This window comes from Enterococcus sp. AZ163 (genome assembly GCF_050498925.1).
In the GTDB taxonomy this organism is placed as follows: domain Bacteria; phylum Bacillota; class Bacilli; order Lactobacillales; family Enterococcaceae; genus Enterococcus_A; species Enterococcus_A ferrettii.
This window is the reverse complement of record NZ_JBIPAO010000001.1, coordinates 3,587,078-3,601,870: the sequence shown is the minus strand read 5'-3', so window position 1 is coordinate 3,601,870 and position 14,793 is coordinate 3,587,078. Positions and strand designations below refer to the sequence as shown.

The window sequence follows — 14,793 nt, the reverse complement described above, 5'->3', positions numbered from 1 at the left end:
AAACAATCGGGCACTAACCGAAGAAAAACTCCAACAGAAAGAGGAAGGACACGATGAATCTTGGCTATGCACGCGGGTATCAACTGACCCAACAATTGGATATGCTGGAAGATTACCCAGTGGACGAACTCTTTTCTGATGGCGCTCAGGAGTTAGAAGCTTTACATTCACCAACAAGTGACTTTCAGGCTTTAATGAATTTTGCCCAACCTGGAGACCATTTGGTGATTGCTTCTTGGGAGGTTGTTTCTCGCGATTATCGTCAGTTGCTAGCTTGTCTGGATCAGTTGGAAACACAAGAATTAACCTTGGATGTATTGAACTTGCCTCAACTAACCATCGAAGAATGGCGCCAAGTTTTTCGCTGGTCATTGCGCAATGATCGCCTACTACATCCAGTACTGGTCAAAGCTGGCAAAGAAAGAGACCGTAGTAAAGATGCTTACTCTTTATTTAGCAAAGAACCGGAAGCTCGCAAACTCTATCGCGAAATGATCTGGCTATTGGTAGAGAAAAGCTCTGTTCGACAAGTGGCACAACAAAAGCGAGTGCCAATAGAGACAGCCTATCGTGTGCAACAAGAACTAAAACAAGTCCAACTAGCAATTATCTTAGTCATTTGTTTCCTACTGGCAATTTTTAGTATCAAGCTAGCCGAATCTTATTTTGATCAACTGTGGATTCAAGTGGCTATTTGTGTGGTTGTGACGTTAGTTATCCTGTGGAATGTATTGATCGATACGGAAGAAACCGAGACAAAGCCGCCTATAAAAGAGAAGAAAACATCAAAAATTTGAAGAGAAGGTGAATCCCCATGCAACACGTACTTATTTTAACGAAAAATTCCTTAGCAGAAGAACCGCTAGTCCAAAAATTACAGCGAATGAATTGTGAGATTCTTTGTTCGACAGATTTATTCAAACGTCTGAAAACAGGTACGGTTAGTCCTTTTCTTTCCTATTTTCAATGGATTATCTTAAGTGAAAGTCTTTGTAACTCAGAAGTAGAACAGATTCTGCAAATGTTGAAAAATCATCCACTATTAGTTCTACGAGTGGTGGAAAACATTCCTAATGAGGAAGAGCAAAGCTACTGGCAAGAACAAGGATTGGTAGACTGGGTTGCAAAAGAAACCAGTTATGAACTTCTACGAGAAAAAATGAACGAGCTTCAGCAACAAATGAAGCAAGATGTAGTAACAGGTAATCAAATTCTGACCTTCCCTACGACGCAAGGAGAAGATACCACCCCAAATAGTTTGAAACTGCTAATTAAGAGTTTGTCCAAAACAGAAAAACGGGTTTTTGAATGCTTGATCCAATCCTATTCCACTAGCGGAGTTCTATCTCGACAAGAACTGTGCGATTGTTTATGGCAAGATGGCAGTACGTCTTCGAATATGAGCCAGTTGTCTTGCTTGATAAACAAGTTGAAGCATAAATTTGAGACCCATGGCATCACTGGTGAAACCATCACGACACTATGGGGCAGAGGCTACAAGTTAAGCAGTGCATTTTATGAATACTGGTTGGAAGGTTCGCAACAATTAGAGGAATTGAAGTATTATTCTGCTATGAATTAATGAATTGAAGCACTCAATCGGTTAAGGTTGAGTGTTTTTCAATTTGAGAGAGAATTGCCAAAAATGACAGATATATAGTTATTGACGGGTTCATTTAGATAGTCAATTCTATCCTAAAAAGAAAGCAAAAATTAGGCTGCCGATCATCAGTAGAATATCGGTAATCAGCAGCCTAGGAAATGCTTTTCTGTTTCTGTCTCGTTAGTTTTTTAAGTCAGTTCCGAACTATAATTTCTGACCTAGCTCCTTTAATTAATCATCTCTACCCAATAGCTGATTAATTTCTTGGCTGAACAAGTCGGCTTTTCCACCAAAAACGGCTTGGATTCCGCCTTGTACTTCGAAAACAGCTGTCGCTCCCAGTTTCTTGAAAACAGGCTTCTGAACTTTTTCACCATTTTTAACAGCTACCCGCAAACGTGTAGCACAAGCGGTGACAGATTCAATGTTTTCGTCGCCACCTAGAGCTTCAATAATTTGCCAAGACTCTTCTTGTAGAGAAGTTGGGGCAGAGGAGTCATCTTCAACGGTTAGCTCGTTATCATCCTCCATACCAGGAATCGCTACCTTGAATTTCTTGATACAGAAGCTGAAAACAAAGTAATAAATGAAGGCCCAAGCAATACCGAAGGGGATAACTTTGATCCAGTTTGTTTTATCGTTGCCCTGCAGTACACCGAAAAGTAGAAAGTCAATCAAACCACCAGAGAAGGAGTTACCAATGCGGATATTTAAAATATCGGCAAAGAAGAAGGATAGTCCATCTAAGAATGCATGAATGACATAGAGCCATGGGGCAACAAACAGAAACATATACTCGATAGGTTCAGTAATCCCGGTTAAGAAGGAAGTCAAGGCACCACTAAAGTACAGTCCGCCACTTTTCTCACGGTTTTCTTTAGGAATTGCCCGGTACATAGCAAAGCAGGCTGCTGGTAACCCGAACATCATAGTAGCGAAACGTCCAGCAAAGAAACGAGTACCATAAGTGAATAGTCCAGTATGACTTGGATCAGCTAATTGAGCGAAGAAAATATTTTGAGCTCCAGAGACCGAAGCACCCGCCACCGTTTCCACGCCACCTAAGGATGTATACCAGAACAAGGGATAAATCGTGTGGTGCAATCCAACAGCGCCAGTCAATCGCAGCAGGAATCCATAGAAGAAGGTTCCGATGCTGCCCATTTCAGCGATTTGGTGTCCAGCGGCTACCAGTACATTTTGAATTGGCGGCCAGATCAAATAGAAGAAGCACCCAATAACGATTGCGGCAAAGGAAGATACGATTGGAATGAAGCGTGATCCGCCAAAGAACCCTAGAAATTGAGGCAGCTCGATTTTACGGTAACGATTGTGCAAGAAGGCTACGGTTCCACCAATTACAATCGATCCAACAACCCCTGTATCGATGCTGGCATCTTCTGCTGAGAATAATTGCAATAGCCCGCTAATCGTTGCGGTATAAACTAAAAATGCTACTCCGCCAGCTAAACCAGCTGTTCCTTTGTCACCCTTTGCTAAACCAACAGCAATACCGATAGCAAAAATCAGAGCCAAATTAGCAAATACAGCATTTCCGGCAAAGCTCATGATACTTAAGATAGTTTGCAGCCATCCTTGATTTAAAAAAGGATAGGCCGCTACAGCACTCTCATTGGTCAGTGCGCCACCTAGACCTAACAACAAACCAGCTGCCGGTAAAATAGCGATTGGCAGCATAAATGCGCGTCCTAACTGTGAAAATTTCTTAAACATTTGTTTTCCTCCTTGTCCTGTTGACTGCTTCGATCAATTTTCTTTGGTTAAAGCTTCAATAAAGCGAGCGGTAATTTCTTTGGGACGGGTGATTGCACCGCCTACCACAACACCTGCCACACCCAGATCTTTAATATTTCTTGCCTGCTCAGGTGTCCGAATCTGTCCTTCCGCAATGACCGTCATTCCATCAGCAACCATTGCTTCGATTAATTCAAAATTTGGTACTTCGCTGCCAGCACTTTCCTTTGTGTACCCGCATAAGGTGGTGCCAATAAAATCAATGCCTGCTTCAAAAGCATTTTTGGCTTCTTCGTAGGTGGAAATATCCGCCATAAATAATTGATTTGGATACTTAACTTTGATTTGCTGGATAAAGCTGTTAATGCTTTGACCATCGGGACGTTCTCGCAGGGTGCAGTCTAGCGCAATTACTTCTACATTTGTTTCAGCTAATTCATCTACTTCCTTCATTGTCGCAGTAATGAATACTTCGCTAGATGGATAATTTCGTTTGATGATTCCGATGACAGGTAAAGAAATTTTTTCTCTAATCTGACGAATGTCACGAACAGTATTCGCTCGGATGCCGACAGCTCCGGCTTGTGCTGCTGCAACAGCCATGAGAGGCATGATTCCTCCTTCTTCGGTGTATAGTGGTTCTCCAGGCAATGCTTGACAAGAAACGACTAAGCCATTCTTTATCAAGTCAAGAAATGTTGATTTTTCCACGCTCCAATTATCCTCCGTTTATATATTATTTTGGATTAATTCTCCAATCAGACTATAGCACGCGCTTTCAACTCTGTAAATAAGAAATGAAAAAAAATTTTTTTTGACGTATAATCGTTAAGTGAGAGAAGTAAAGAAGGTGAATCAGTGACAATTACGTATAAAATTCAGGAAAGCTATTCTAGCTTGACGAAATCAGAGAAAAAGGTAGCGGACTATATTTTGTCTAGTGGTGAAAAAATTGTTTACAGTACGATGAGTGATATCAAAGCAGCCACCAATGTTGGCGATGGGACCATTATTCGTTTCTGCCAAAAGCTGGATTTTTCTGGTTTTTCTGATTTAAAAATCGAGATTGCTAAAGAAGATTTCAGCAAGCAGCAAGAGGATTCTCAGACTGCCAATGTTTTCGATAAAACAGCTCAAAAGGTGAATGATTCGTTAAAAACTACCAATCATTTGCTGGATTCAGGGAAGCTGGATCAAGCGATTCAGGCGATTACTGAGGCGGAGCGCATCTATATGTTTGGTGTAGGTTCCAGTGGAAATACTGGAAAAGATTTAGAAGCAATGTTTTTAAGGGTCGGGGTACACTCTTGTACGGTTATTGATCCACATTTTCAGGCACAAATTGCTTCGTTGTTAACTGAAAAGGATCTGGTTATCGGGTTTTCTTTATCAGGAAAAACCAAGGATACGTACAATTCCTTGAAAATTGCTAAACAAAATCAAGCGAAGGTATTGGCGATTACCAACTATTTATCCTCACCCATTGCAGAGCTGGCAGATATTGTACTGCAGACAGCTGTTCAGGAATTTTTAGATGGTGCGTCTTTGGCTGGGAAGATCTCTCAGCTGTATCTTTGTGATTTATTGGTACAGGGCTATGAAGTGAAAAATAATATTGATTCTGTGGAGTTGCGGGCAAAGGTGCTGCGTTCCATTTTAGACAAGAGCATCGATTAGTTTAATTAGCATACAGAAAGCAGGGGGAGCATGGAAGGGATTCAACCATTTTTCAAAGTGGGCCATTGTACAGATACGGAAGCGATGACGGGGTGTACGGTGATTATAGCTGAGGATGGTGCGACCGGTGGTGTTTGTGTACGGGGCGGTTCGCCGAATACGCGCGACACAGATGCATTAAAATCGGAAAACAATCGTAAAGCAGTCCATGCCGTAACTTTATCTGGCGGCAGTGCCTTTGGATTGTCTGCCAGTGATGGTGTCGTGAACTACTTGGAGGAACATCAAATCGGTCGAGATGTCGGTCTGGGAGTAGTCCCAAATGTCAGTGGGGCCAGTTTGTTTGATTTAGGCATGGGTCGCCAGGATGTTCGCCCAGACAGCCGCTTTGGGTATCAAGCTTGTGAGGCTGCTTTCAAAAATGAGCCCTTTTCAGCTGGAAATGTTGGAGCTGGAACAGGGGCGAGTGTCGGCAATATGAACGGCCGTGAGAATGCTATGAAGGGCGGAATTGGCAGCTGTACGATCCAGCATAAAGAACTATTTGTTTCAGCGGTTGTGGCAGTCAATGCTGTCGGTGATATTTATGATGAACAGCAGCAAATTTTTCTGGCTGGAGCACGCGATGGACAAAAAATTGGTTGTTCGGAAGCCATTTTTTTGGAGCGGTATCAAGATATGCGGGATATGTATTCAGGGAATACAGTAATCGGTTGTGTGATGACCAATGCAACCTTGCCTAAAGCTAAGGTTAATAAATTAGCGGATATTAGCCACAACGGGATTGCCCGAGCTGTTCGTCCTGCTCATACAACCTTTGATGGGGATACAATGTTTGTGCTTTGTGCCAATCAAATTGAGGCAACCTTTGAAGCAGTGTCGATCTTGACCGTCGAGGCCGTTAGACAAGCAATTTTGGATGGGGTAAAGCAGGCTGAAACGTATGGTGACTACCTGTCCTGTAAAGAGTATTACGCAAAAAAAAGCTGATCCGATTTTCTCGGATCAGCTTTTTAAGCAGTGAGATTATTGAACGCGTGGTTCTGATTCCATTGCATTACGTGCTTTGTCTGTTTGACGAGAAGCAAATTTACCAGTTGATTCAGCTGCATTGCTTACTTTGTCTTGTACAGTTTCACTTTCGTCTTGGTATTCAGCACGAGTTTTAATGTCTACAACATTTACATTAACTTCAACCACGTCTAAGTGAGTCATTTTCTTCACTTCTTCAATGATTAAGCCTTTCATTTCGTCGTAAATTTTTTCAATATCTTTACCGTATTCTGCAACGATATCCATATCAACTGCGACTTGCTTTTTACCAACTTCAGTGTTGATTCCAGCAGTTACATCGTCGCTGTTTACTAATTTGTCTTTGATATTTGAGAAGAAGCCGCCATCAACAGTTAATAGACCGTCGATATTTTCTAAAGCGATTCCGATAATTTTTTGAATAACCTTATCTTCGTAAGTTAATTCTCCTCGTACATTTGTTGTACCTGCTGCTTGTGTATTAGTCATTGTTGTTTTGTTTTCCATGGTAAATTCCCCCTATTTTTTTAAATAATTGTCTAGTATGCCGTTATCTTTTAGATATTTTCCGATAGCGACACCGATACCTGTGATAATGATTAATAAAATGGTTTTAAAGAAGCCCACTGTAAAAAACAGTACAGCCAGGATAAAACCGATCACCCCGAAAATAAGGGGCAACTTGTCTTTAGTGAAATACTCTTGCATCGTTTCCCCTCCTTATTCTACTCGCGGCTGATCTGATGATACTTTTTCACGTTGTTTTTGATCGTCTTCAAATCCGACATATTTAACATCAACGACTACTTTTTCTTTCGGGCCAAGCACACGCATCAGTTCATCTTGCATTTGTGCTGCCCAAAGATCCATTTTGCCGATCATTGATGAGGTACGTTTTAAGTTTCCTTTGACCCTAATTTTTATCTTATTATTCGTAGCTTTAACATTCACCTTAGGGGAGTTCATGAAGTCTCCTTGGTTGATGCTTGTACGAACATAGCCCTCAATAGCGCGTTTATCCAACGATAATTTTCCATGATTATCCTTTAGCGTAAATTTGCCAGTTGTTTTAGGGTAGAAGATAATGACCAAGATCGCCAAAATCATCAAGATCGCTAAAACAGCGCCAACCCAGAATAAATATTGTTGAGCGATGTAGTTTGTCAATGTGAAATACCTCGCTGGTCCCAATTGCATTGGAATATTCACAATGTGTGAATTAATAACAACAATTGATAGAAAAACAGATAGTAAGATTAGCGATATAATTATCAGCAAAGACTTTAGACCCTTGTTCATAACAACCCTCCTTAGCTTTCGTCAGATTAATTAATTTGTTTACATTACGATCATAAAATAAACCGTGAACAAAGTAAAATGATATGCTTTAGAATTTCTAAAAAACTATTGACTCCAGGCTCTTTTTGTGTATGAAAAAGAGATCAGGACGGCGTTTCCACCGTTTTGATCTCTTCAAAAAAATCTTTTTTTATAAGTTAATTGGTTCGCCGCCGGTTACACCGTAAATTTGAGCAGTTACATAGCTGGCGTCATTAGAAGCTAAGAAAACGTAAACTGGTGCAAGTTCAGCGGGCTGACCAGCACGCTCTAGTAATGAATCTTGACCGAATTCTGGCAGGGCATCTTTGGGCTGACCTTGGTCTAATTGCAGTGGAGTCCAGATTGGACCGGGCGCAACACCATTTACTCGAATACCTTTTTCAGCTAATTGTTGTGCTAAACCGACAGTAAAGTTGGCAATCGCTGCTTTTGTCGTCGCATAATCCAATAAATGTGGACTTGGATTAAAGGCTTGAACGGAAGTTGTTGTAATAATGGAGCTTCCAGCAGGCAAATGGGGTAGAGCTTCCTTCACTAAAGCAAACATTGAAATAATATTCACCAAATAGGTGTCCTTTACTTGTTCAATCGGTAATTCTTCAATGGAAGGCCATGAAATTTGTTGCGCAGAGTTCATCACCATCGTATCCAAGCCGCCTAATTCTTCGACGGCTCTTTTTACGATTTCTTTTGGTGCTGATTCATCTCGTAGATCATAAGCCAGTAATACTGCTTTACGACCAGCATCCTCAATATACTTAGCTACTTCTTTAGCGTCTTCATCTTCACCTGGCAGGTATTGGAAGGCTACATCTGCACCTTCCCGCGCATAAGCGATCGCTGCTGCTCGGCCAATCCCTGAGTCGGCACCTGTAATAAGAACACGACGATTTTCTAATTTGTGGTTGCCTTTATAGCTTTCTTCACCACAATCAGGTTTTTCACGCATGTATTCTTCTTGGGCAGGTGTCTCTTGGTCTTGTTTAGCGAAACCTTCTTGTCGATACATTTTTCTTGGATCTTTTAAAATAGGTTCTGTCATAAATAAACTCCTCCTTCAGGTAATTTCAGTCTATCGGGAAGAGGGGAAATAACACAATTATGTGCTTGTGCATTTTGTTGTAATAAAAAAAAGCACGAAGAGCAAGGCGCCCATTCGTGCAAATAAATTATTTTTCCCGCCATTTTTTATAACGGCGATATAAGCTTTCAGCTACTAGAAACAAGATGGAAATAGCAGCGGCGCCGTAGCCAAAGATTCCTAAATTAGAAATAAACGTTCCTCCGCTGGGAGATGTTTGCACCAGCAGTGAAGAACCAATTACTAATGCTGAAAGAATCAAACCAATAACTAACCGATTGACCATAGCTTCCGCTCGTTCCAGCAAAATATGTTGGTTCTTAAATTCCAAATTCAACTTGGCTTTACCTTTAGTGAAGGTTTCTAACACAGTAAGGGCATGACTTGGCAGCTTAGGAAGAGCCCTCATGGTGCCAAGATAGTCCAATCCCGTTTGACGTAATTCTTCCTTTAAGTCAAATTGTTCAAAGAAATATTTTTGGGCAAAGGGTGAAATCACTTCAAATAAGGAAAGCTCGGGATTCAGCTCCTCAATGACTCCCTCTAGTGTTCCAAAGGCTTTTATCAGCATTGTAATGGAGTCATCGATTTGCAGATTATTATTGTGACAGATGACTACTACCTGAGAGAAGACCTTTTGAATATCAATTTCTTTTACCGGCATATTTAAATAGCGCTTCAGAAAATCATCCAGCTCTTCGTTAAATTTCTGTTCTGAAAAGGGGCCAGTTTGCTTGCAGATGGCTAAGACGGCATTCGCAATTCGCTGCGTATCTTTACTGTAGATGGCAATGATCACATTGCTCATTTTCAACTGCATTTCCTTAGTAATTTCACCCATCATACCGAAATCGATGAAGTTTAAACGGAAGGGTCGCAACGGTTCCGTTGTAGAAAAATCAAAGTTGAAAGGGAAGGGGCCGATTTTTCCTTCGTAATGGCTATCCTTAGGCTTTTGATCCTTCTGATTTTCCTCTTCGGTTAAAAACTGTAGCAGCATGTTTCCTGTGTGTGGATCGGCATGGAAAAAGCCGTCCTCAAAAACCTGTTTCATAAAATGGTCAATCAACAATGAGCTGACTGTTTCTTTCAATTCTTGGTTGGTGATCTCTTCGTAGGCGATCTCATCTTCTGGAGAATTCACTAATTCTTTCAAATTATTCCCAGGCATGAATTCCATACATAAAACTTTTTTCGTTGAGTAGCTTTCGAACATTTTAGGGGAGCGAATTTCCTTCCAGCCGTTATTCAGCTGATAGAAACGCTCTGCATGCTCTAGCTCTTTGCGAAAATCTAATTCATTGGACAGCGATTCACGGATTTCCTTCAGAATACTTTTCAGGTCAACAACGTTACTTTCCGGAACCCAGCTAGCTAACGGCAAGGCTTTCTCAAATAATGAAAGATCAGTCTCAATCTCTTTATCGATGCCAGGGTGCTGCACTTTAACGACGACTTTTTCATCATTTTTCAATGTCGCATGATGGGCTTGGGCAATAGAGGCAGAAGCAAAAGGTATTTCCTCAAAGGAATTGAATAGCTCCTCGATAAGCAAACCCAATTCACTTTCAACCAGCTGTTTTACTTCTTTAAAATCATCGGTTTTTACATTATCCTGCAGCTTTCGCAGTTCTTTAGTGAAGTCAAGGGTAAAAATATCATTTCGTACAGACATCATTTGTCCAACCTTAATGAAGGTAGGGCCCAATTCTTCAAAGGCTTCCCGCACCTCTTCTGGGTGGGTTTGCTGAGTAATATTTTTGATTAGCTTGTATTTATTGGCGACTGAGATAATCCGTCTCAAGCGCGCGGTTCTTCCAGATCCGACCATTTGTTCACCCTCCTTTATGAGGTGTTTGGTTGATTAACTCTATCTTACAAGAAAATGCAAGAAGACACAAAGAAAGGTGGTGTTAGTAAAGTTGCTGCAAATTAATCGTAAAATATGGTACAATTTGTTTGAGGAGTTGAGTGTAATGTTAAATATTAAGCCTGTATCAGATTTACGAAATTATAATAAACTGCTTGAGGAGGTTACGAATGATCAACCGGTATTTTTAACAAAAAATGGTCGTGGAATGTATGCAATTATCAATATCGAAGAGTATGATCGTTTGAAAGCAAGCATAGAAATTGTTGAAAAATTAAAGCAAGCAGAAAAGAGTGGCGTGGTTGACCTTTCTGATGCTAGAAAGAAATTTGGACTATGAGCTATGCAGTTGTCCTGACAAACAATTTAATGTCAGACTTGGCTAAACTTAGTTTATATTTGGAAGATGAATTTTCTGAGAATAGCTCAAAAAAAGTGCTTAGCCAGCTTTTTGATACGTTTGATACAATCGGAACATTTCCAAAAATGGGAAAAGATGCTACAGCTTTACTGTTTACCTTTCAAGGATATATGTATTTACCCCTTGAGAAAAATATATTATTTTACTCGATTGATGAAAATTCAGAAACGGTAACACTTTTGAGATTGTTTTCAGTGAGCGAGGAATATATAGAGAAATTTGAAGGGTTTATTTATTAAAACAAAAAAAGTTGGTGAGAATTTGGTGCGCACCCCATCAATAGGACAGTGAAATAGTATAAAATTTTTGTGGACTACTCATCAAAAATAGATGAGTAGTTTTTTTGAATATACCTTGGTGATTTATGCAGCTTTGTAGTAATTGTTGTGAAATTCCATCGGCGTCATTACTTGTAATTTTCGTTGGTAACGTCCAGTATTGTAGTACTTCATGTAGTCAGTAATCATTGTGACGAGTTCTTCGCGACTGGTAAACTTTCGTCCATAATAGTTTTCTCGCTTAAGCATTCCCCAGAAACCTTCCATAGGTCCATTATCAGTACATTTCCCTACACGAGACATACTCTGAATCATATCGGCTTTTACGATGCGGCGGAAGAAGTTCACATGGGTATATTGAAACCCTTGATCACTGTGGAAAATTGGATGAGCCTCTGGCTCCAATTCGACTGCTTGATCAAACGTATCAAAGACCAAGTCTAAATCATTGGTATCACTCAGTACATACGTGACAATGCGGTGATCGTAAAGATCTAGAATCGCACTCAAATAGAGTTTTTTGACTATTGGTCCAATAAAATACTTGAATTCTGAAACATCTGTCACCCATTTCTGATTCGGCGCCTCTGCATGAAACTGGCCACGCAAAACGTTCTTTGCTTTGTAGTACGGAGCATAAGCACACCTTGTAATGCAATTTGCTGGATGTTTTATCCTCGATTGGATTTGTTCATGACGACAGATGCGTAAGACTCGTTTATCGTTAACATTTATCTTATAGGCCCGCTTCAATTCATCTTTGATTCGACGATACCCCATATCTGGATGCTTTTCATGAATTGTTCGAATGTCTTTTGTGATTTGACGATTGATTTGTTCGCGTACACTCTCTGGATGTTTCAACCAGCGATAATAGGCAGAGCGTGTTATCCGCAAGAGTTCGCACAAGGGTTTTATCGGGTAGTCCATTTCTTCGTGCAAGAATTTGATTGCTTGGTAAGCAGCCACGTTTCGAAATTGCCCTAACGATTCCTCCTTTCCAATTCCCTCACTTTTTTTAACAGGTCATTTTCCATTCTCAATTGTCTAATCTCACTCTTCAATTTGGCTAGCTCAATTGCTTGTTCTTCTTCTGGTGTTCGGCCGACTTGTTTCGCTTTGCGTCGGCTTCGCCGATCTTGAAGCCCGTCATAGCCTCGCTGCTCATACTTCTTCACCCAGTTATAGACGTTCTGATAGGACACTCGATACTTGATTGCCATCGCTCCATAATCCTTATTATTGGCTAGACACTCTAATACAATCTTCAGACGTTCCTCTTGACTGGTTTCACGGGTTTGACTCATTCTACTTCCACCACTTTCTGATTTGAAGTCTTTATGAGTATTATAAACCTTGATCCAGTCCTGTAGTTGCCTCTTGCTTCTTAATCCATACTTTTTGGCGATATAAACTTGGCTGCCTCCACCAGTAAAGTAATCTTGAACGGCTGTCAGCTTCAAATCCTTCGAATAATTGTTATTCTTTCTTGAAGCAACCAAACCTGCGGCTCCTTCATTTTCATACAAATTACACCATCGTTGGATTGTTTCTGTGGAAACCTGTGCTTCCTTGGTGGCTCCCTTCAAACTGATCTCATGTCTAAGATAACTCTCGACAATCTTTAGACATTCTTCTGGACTCAGCTTCATCCTTCTTTTTCCCATAACAAATACCCCTATCTAGGATTTAATTATTTCCTTGTCCTAGATAGGGGTAGCATATCAATTTTTCCCAACTTTTTTATTTCGCTATCCGGGCAGGTAAACGTAAAAAAATTTGCATCGTAGATATGCTGCTTGAGGATCTAGAAAATGAAGATTAAATGAACGGCTGCTTTCAAACTATTGCTGCAAACCTTAAAAAAAGTCAGATGCAAGGAATAAGCTAAAAGTGGCAATTAAGTTGATTGTTACTGCTGATCCCAAAACACTAATCGGAATATACAAAAAACTGTGCTAGAAGGAAATGTGAGCGGATTTAAAGAACTATACATAGTGGGTATAAAGTACAGCATAAACTAATTCTGATGAGAGTGCTCTTTATGGATGGATTATGATACGATGTTAGAAGCTTTATCAGTAAAATAATATCTAGTTGACAGGAGACGAATTGAACATGAAGGCTTTATTTTTTAATGAATTTGGCAGTTCTGACGTTTTAGAATATGGAGAATTACCAGATCCAATAATTTGTGAAAATGAACTATTAGTAGAGATGAATTATATTGGGTTAAATTACGCAGACATTTATAGAAGAAAAGGTACCTATCATATCGAAGAACGCACTCCATATATCAATGGGTATGAAGGAGTTGGCACTGTTGTTGGTCTGGGATGCTCCGTCAGCAACTACAAACTTGGGGATAAGGTACTTTTTGTCGATGTTCCTTTTTCAAACGCAAATCTAGTAGCTGTTCCAGAAGAAAATGCCATAAGGGTTCCTGATGACATAAATACTAAGTTGGTAGCGAGCATTGGGCTGCAAGGCTTAACTGCAGATTTTTTGGCACACGATTTAGGTGATGGACAGCAGAACAGCAATGTTTTTGTACATGGAATAAGCGGTGGCATAGGACAAATTTTGTCACAGATGTTAACTGCGGATGGTCTCAATGTTTATGGAATTACATCATCTCAGGAAAAACAGCGTTTAGCCTTGAATCAAGGAGCAAAAAAAGTTTTTTTAAGAAATTCAAATTGGGAGGAAGAGTACGTATCTTTCTTTGATACCGTCTATGATGGGGTGGGGATCACACTGCTAGATAGTATAAACCTACTTAAAAATAAAGGAAAAGTAGTTTTCTTTGGAATGGCTGGGGGCAATCCCCCTAGTATTGATTTTGTTAAACTGCTGTCTCAATCTAAAAGTATAGTAACTGGAGATTTGTGGGATTACCTGACTAGTTCTCAAGAGCGCATTAACAGAAGTAATCGACTTTTTGAGTATTTCAGAGAGGGGGAAATACATATTAGTGAGCCAACAATTTTCCCTTTGTCTAGGGGAAAAGAGGCACATAAATTTTTAGAATCAGGTAAAAGTGTTGGAAAGATTCTTTTACAGCCGTAAAGATGGTTTAGTTAATCCGGCTAGTTCTTACGATTATATACTTTGAATAGCCAATTATAAAAATTAGCAGGACAAAATCTGAGGGATTATTGTCCTGCTAATTTTCATTTCGTAGCAAATACTTGAATCGCCTGCATGATACAATAAGTGATCCCGGCCGCAATCACCGGTCCAGCGGCTATGCCCTTTAAGAAAACGACACCAACAATTGTTCCGAAAACTAGAGCAACAGTCACCTCAGGAGATGAAGCAATGAGACCCACACCTCGGGCTGAAAGGACTGCGACAAGAATTCCGCAAATGGTAGCCACCCAGCCTAAGGGTGATTTCAAGGTGTTCAATAAATCCTTTAATACAATGTCTCCCGTTGCAATCGGGACTAAGATAGTTGCTGAAATCAGGGTGACGCCCCAGTTAATGCCTTTTTGATTCAAGGTTGTTAGTATTTTGTCTGATTGCGGCAGTAATTTCAATGCCAACACTGCTAATGTGGCAATCAGTAAGCTTTGATTTTTTGCTAGAAAGGCCACTAATAGAATAATGCCAAGAAATAACCAGCTTTCCAAAGTTATCCACTCCTTATCTGAATCTACTATACAAGAAAAGCAGCAAAAGTGCGACCAGAATCCTGTATTTTTCAGAAAATACTAGTTAAGAATTAGTATC

At 40.2% G+C, this 14,793-nt stretch carries 17 protein-coding genes; 7 read left to right on the top strand and 10 right to left on the bottom strand.

Annotated elements, in window-relative coordinates; all coding sequences use genetic code 11:
* The first annotated feature begins 53 nt into the window (after positions 1-53).
* Positions 54-797 (top strand): recombinase family protein, encoded by a 744-nt coding sequence (locus IGI46_RS17330; protein ID WP_429973906.1) that lies wholly within the window; start codon positions 54-56, stop codon positions 795-797.
* A gap of 17 nt (positions 798-814) precedes the next feature.
* Complete coding sequence (locus IGI46_RS17325; RefSeq protein WP_429964190.1) at positions 815-1,582, top strand: helix-turn-helix domain-containing protein; 768 nt, start codon at positions 815-817, stop codon at positions 1,580-1,582.
* 252 nt (positions 1,583-1,834) lie between these two features.
* Here IGI46_RS17325 and IGI46_RS17320 read toward each other — a convergent pair whose 3' ends face one another.
* Both IGI46_RS17320 and IGI46_RS17315 read right to left on the bottom strand, forming a co-directional pair.
* On the bottom strand, positions 1,835-3,337 hold the full coding sequence (locus tag IGI46_RS17320) for a PTS transporter subunit EIIC (RefSeq protein WP_429964189.1): 1,503 nt from the start codon (positions 3,335-3,337) through the stop codon (positions 1,835-1,837).
* A gap of 33 nt (positions 3,338-3,370) precedes the next feature.
* Positions 3,371-4,069: an N-acetylmannosamine-6-phosphate 2-epimerase gene (locus tag IGI46_RS17315; RefSeq protein WP_429973905.1), complete on the bottom strand. Its 699-nt coding sequence runs from the start codon at positions 4,067-4,069 to the stop codon at positions 3,371-3,373.
* A 147-nt stretch (positions 4,070-4,216) separates the two neighbouring features.
* On the opposite strand from IGI46_RS17315, the gene IGI46_RS17310 reads away from it, so the two are divergent.
* On the top strand, positions 4,217-5,035 hold the full coding sequence (locus IGI46_RS17310; RefSeq protein WP_429964187.1) for a MurR/RpiR family transcriptional regulator: 819 nt from the start codon (positions 4,217-4,219) through the stop codon (positions 5,033-5,035).
* A gap of 30 nt (positions 5,036-5,065) precedes the next feature.
* Positions 5,066-6,025 carry a P1 family peptidase gene (locus tag IGI46_RS17305; RefSeq protein WP_429964186.1) on the top strand — a complete coding sequence of 320 codons (960 nt, stop codon included), beginning with the start codon at positions 5,066-5,068 and terminating at the stop codon, positions 6,023-6,025.
* A 36-nt stretch (positions 6,026-6,061) separates the two neighbouring features.
* Here IGI46_RS17305 and IGI46_RS17300 read toward each other — a convergent pair whose 3' ends face one another.
* The 5 genes from IGI46_RS17300 to IGI46_RS17280 all read right to left on the bottom strand — a co-directional run bounded on the left by IGI46_RS17300 (position 6,062) and on the right by IGI46_RS17280 (position 10,320).
* Positions 6,062-6,574, bottom strand: a complete 513-nt coding sequence (locus IGI46_RS17300; protein WP_429973904.1) for an Asp23/Gls24 family envelope stress response protein — start codon at positions 6,572-6,574, stop codon at positions 6,062-6,064.
* Between the two features lie 12 nt (positions 6,575-6,586).
* On the bottom strand, positions 6,587-6,775 hold the full coding sequence (locus tag IGI46_RS17295; protein ID WP_429964185.1) for a DUF2273 domain-containing protein: 189 nt from the start codon (positions 6,773-6,775) through the stop codon (positions 6,587-6,589).
* 12 nt (positions 6,776-6,787) lie between these two features.
* The gene (gene amaP / locus IGI46_RS17290; RefSeq protein ID WP_429964184.1) at positions 6,788-7,366 is read right to left on the bottom strand and encodes an alkaline shock response membrane anchor protein AmaP; all 579 of its coding nucleotides are present in this window, start codon (positions 7,364-7,366) and stop codon (positions 6,788-6,790) included.
* A gap of 190 nt (positions 7,367-7,556) precedes the next feature.
* A complete protein-coding gene (locus IGI46_RS17285; RefSeq protein ID WP_429964183.1) occupies positions 7,557-8,450 on the bottom strand; it encodes an SDR family oxidoreductase in 894 nt (297 codons plus the stop codon).
* A gap of 127 nt (positions 8,451-8,577) precedes the next feature.
* Positions 8,578-10,320 carry an ABC1 kinase family protein gene (locus IGI46_RS17280; RefSeq protein ID WP_429964182.1) on the bottom strand — a complete coding sequence of 581 codons (1,743 nt, stop codon included), beginning with the start codon at positions 10,318-10,320 and terminating at the stop codon, positions 8,578-8,580.
* Positions 10,321-10,465: 145 nt separating this feature from the next.
* On the opposite strand from IGI46_RS17280, the gene IGI46_RS17275 reads away from it, so the two are divergent.
* Positions 10,466-10,699 (top strand): type II toxin-antitoxin system prevent-host-death family antitoxin, encoded by a 234-nt coding sequence (locus IGI46_RS17275; protein ID WP_207701038.1) that lies wholly within the window; start codon positions 10,466-10,468, stop codon positions 10,697-10,699.
* Positions 10,696-11,019: a type II toxin-antitoxin system RelE/ParE family toxin gene (locus IGI46_RS17270; protein WP_429964181.1), complete on the top strand. Its 324-nt coding sequence runs from the start codon at positions 10,696-10,698 to the stop codon at positions 11,017-11,019. Before IGI46_RS17275 ends, IGI46_RS17270 begins: the two co-directional genes overlap by 4 nt.
* Before the next feature lie 123 nt (positions 11,020-11,142).
* Here the strand turns inward: IGI46_RS17270 and IGI46_RS17265 are convergent, their stop codons facing one another.
* Together IGI46_RS17265 and IGI46_RS17260 are read right to left on the bottom strand one after the other, a co-directional pair.
* Entirely contained in the window at positions 11,143-12,027 is an 885-nt protein-coding gene (locus tag IGI46_RS17265; protein WP_429964180.1) for an IS3 family transposase, read from the bottom strand.
* A gap of 14 nt (positions 12,028-12,041) precedes the next feature.
* Positions 12,042-12,725, bottom strand: a complete 684-nt coding sequence (locus IGI46_RS17260) for a transposase (RefSeq protein ID WP_429964179.1) — start codon at positions 12,723-12,725, stop codon at positions 12,042-12,044.
* 451 nt (positions 12,726-13,176) lie between these two features.
* Between IGI46_RS17260 and IGI46_RS17255 the strand changes: the two genes are divergently transcribed.
* On the top strand, positions 13,177-14,127 hold the full coding sequence (locus IGI46_RS17255; protein WP_429973903.1) for a zinc-binding dehydrogenase: 951 nt from the start codon (positions 13,177-13,179) through the stop codon (positions 14,125-14,127).
* Positions 14,128-14,231: 104 nt separating this feature from the next.
* On the opposite strand, the gene IGI46_RS17250 is transcribed toward IGI46_RS17255, so the two are convergent.
* On the bottom strand, positions 14,232-14,693 hold the full coding sequence (locus tag IGI46_RS17250; RefSeq protein WP_429973902.1) for a DUF441 domain-containing protein: 462 nt from the start codon (positions 14,691-14,693) through the stop codon (positions 14,232-14,234).
* Positions 14,694-14,793: the final 100 nt, after the last annotated feature.

What these genes read in the sequence shown, in the direction of transcription:
- IGI46_RS17285 (WP_429964183.1), bottom strand. Translation starts at nt 8,450, where the DNA reads ATGACAGAACCTATTTTAAAAGATCCAAGAAAAATGTATCGACAAGAA.
- amaP (WP_429964184.1), bottom strand. Translation starts at nt 7,366, where the DNA reads ATGAACAAGGGTCTAAAGTCTTTGCTGATAATTATATCGCTAATCTTA.
- IGI46_RS17260 (WP_429964179.1), bottom strand. Translation starts at nt 12,725, where the DNA reads ATGGGAAAAAGAAGGATGAAGCTGAGTCCAGAAGAATGTCTAAAGATT.
- IGI46_RS17275 (WP_207701038.1), top strand. Translation starts at nt 10,466, where the DNA reads ATGTTAAATATTAAGCCTGTATCAGATTTACGAAATTATAATAAACTG.
- IGI46_RS17270 (WP_429964181.1), top strand. Translation starts at nt 10,696, where the DNA reads ATGAGCTATGCAGTTGTCCTGACAAACAATTTAATGTCAGACTTGGCT.
- IGI46_RS17280 (WP_429964182.1), bottom strand. Translation starts at nt 10,320, where the DNA reads ATGGTCGGATCTGGAAGAACCGCGCGCTTGAGACGGATTATCTCAGTC.
- IGI46_RS17300 (WP_429973904.1), bottom strand. Translation starts at nt 6,574, where the DNA reads ATGGAAAACAAAACAACAATGACTAATACACAAGCAGCAGGTACAACA.
- IGI46_RS17255 (WP_429973903.1), top strand. Translation starts at nt 13,177, where the DNA reads ATGAAGGCTTTATTTTTTAATGAATTTGGCAGTTCTGACGTTTTAGAA.
- IGI46_RS17295 (WP_429964185.1), bottom strand. Translation starts at nt 6,775, where the DNA reads ATGCAAGAGTATTTCACTAAAGACAAGTTGCCCCTTATTTTCGGGGTG.
- IGI46_RS17320 (WP_429964189.1), bottom strand. Translation starts at nt 3,337, where the DNA reads ATGTTTAAGAAATTTTCACAGTTAGGACGCGCATTTATGCTGCCAATC.
- IGI46_RS17330 (WP_429973906.1), top strand. Translation starts at nt 54, where the DNA reads ATGAATCTTGGCTATGCACGCGGGTATCAACTGACCCAACAATTGGAT.
- IGI46_RS17305 (WP_429964186.1), top strand. Translation starts at nt 5,066, where the DNA reads ATGGAAGGGATTCAACCATTTTTCAAAGTGGGCCATTGTACAGATACG.
- IGI46_RS17325 (WP_429964190.1), top strand. Translation starts at nt 815, where the DNA reads ATGCAACACGTACTTATTTTAACGAAAAATTCCTTAGCAGAAGAACCG.